At 49.1% G+C, this 1,264-nt stretch carries 1 protein-coding gene; it reads left to right on the top strand.

The window, feature by feature from the left end:
• Positions 1-1,223 (top strand): UDP-N-acetylglucosamine 1-carboxyvinyltransferase (gene murA / locus R7190_RS25590; protein ID WP_318137643.1); only part of this gene is annotated, 1,223 nt, incomplete at its 5' end.
• Between the last annotated feature and the right edge of the window lie 41 nt (positions 1,224-1,264).

The raw sequence follows: 1,264 nt of genomic DNA on the forward strand, positions 1-1,264 counted from the left end.
CACTAGTTGGTGAAGTGACCATTTCTGGTGCAAAAAACGCAGCACTGCCGATTTTATTTGCGTCTATCTTGGCTGAAGAGCCTGTAGAAGTGGCAAACGTACCACATCTTCGCGATATCGACACAACCATGGAGCTACTAAAACGCCTTGGCGCTAAAGTAAGCCGTAACGGTTCTGTTCACGTCGATCCAAGCAGCATCAATGAATATTGCGCTCCTTATGATTTAGTTAAAACCATGCGTGCTTCTATCTGGGCGTTAGGCCCACTTGTGGCTCGTTTTGGTCAAGGTCAAGTTTCTCTACCTGGTGGTTGTGCTATCGGCGCACGTCCAGTTGACTTGCACATTACTGGCCTGGAACAACTAGGCGCAACCATCACACTTGAAGATGGTTACGTGAAAGCTGAAGTTGATGGTCGTCTGAAAGGCGCGCACATCGTGATGGACAAAGTGAGCGTTGGCGCGACCATTACCATCATGTGTGCAGCAGCTCTGGCTGAAGGTACCACAACGTTAGATAACGCAGCGCGCGAACCTGAAATCGTCGATACGGCGGATTTCCTAAATAAACTTGGCGCGAAAATCTCTGGCGCGGGTACAGACACCATCACTATCGAAGGTGTTGAGCGCTTAGGTGGCGGCAAGCATAGTGTCGTAGCAGACCGTATTGAAACGGGGACATTCCTAGTAGCTGCAGCGGTATCTGGCGGTAAAGTGGTTTGTCGTAATACCAACGGTCACTTGCTTGAAGCGGTTCTAGCGAAGCTAGAAGAAGCGGGCGCATTGGTGGAGACAGGCGAAGACTGGATCTCTGTTGATATGACAGACCGTGAGTTAAAAGCAGTAAGTATTCGCACTGCGCCTCACCCTGGTTTCCCGACAGACATGCAAGCGCAATTTACGCTATTGAACATGATGGCGAAAGGCGGCGGCGTGATCACTGAAACTATCTTTGAAAACCGCTTTATGCACGTGCCTGAGCTGATGCGTATGGGGGCGAAAGCGGAGATTGAAGGTAACACGGTTATTTGTGGTGACGTTGAATCTCTAAGTGGTGCACAAGTGATGGCAACGGATCTACGTGCTTCGGCAAGTTTGGTGATTGCTGGTTGTATCGCGAAAGGCGAAACCATCGTAGATCGTATTTATCACATCGATCGCGGTTATGACAAAATTGAAAATAAACTGGCTGCACTTGGCGCAAATATTGAGCGAGTGAGCTAGTCAAGTTAAACTGCACAGCAGGTGACTTGGATATGAAGAGA

This window comes from Vibrio sp. 1078-1 (assembly GCF_033340475.1).